The 515-nt window shown below is 59.4% G+C and carries 1 protein-coding gene; it reads left to right on the top strand.

What is annotated here, in order from left to right; genetic code table 11:
- A partial coding sequence (locus C3418_RS23990) for a hypothetical protein (protein ID WP_219812717.1) occupies nt 1–515 on the top strand: 515 nt, incomplete at both ends.

Genomic DNA, 515 nt, shown 5'->3' with positions numbered 1-515 from the left:
GGGGCGGCCCAAAGCGACGCGCTCCTCCATGTTCCCGGATCCCTGGCGCACCAACCCGGTGGGCCGTTTCTGGGATCGCCTGCGCGGCCGCGACACCAATCCGCGCTATCTCTCTCGCCTCTCTAAAGAGCAGCAGGCCAGCGAGGAAAAATGGCGTACCGTCGGCAGTATTCGCCGCTACATCCTGCTGCTGTTGACCATCGCGCAGACCGTCGTCGCCACCTGGTATATGAAGACGATTCTTCCTTACCAGGGCTGGGCGCTGATCAATCCGGCCGATATGTTCGACCAGGATCTGCTGGTCTCGTTTATGCAGCTGCTGCCTTATATTCTGCAAAGCGGCATCCTGCTGCTGTTCGCCATCCTCTTCTGCTGGGTATCGGCCGGTTTCTGGACCGCGCTGATGGGCTTCCTGCAGCTGCTGATAGGCCGGGATAAGTACAGCATTTCGCACTCTACGGTGGGGGATGAACCCCTCAATCCTGAACACCGTACCGCGCTTATCATGCCTATCT

The organism is Aeromonas sp. ASNIH8 (assembly GCF_002919855.1).
Classification (GTDB): domain Bacteria; phylum Pseudomonadota; class Gammaproteobacteria; order Enterobacterales; family Aeromonadaceae; genus Aeromonas; species Aeromonas caviae.
This window is presented reverse-complemented; position numbering and strand designations above follow the sequence as displayed.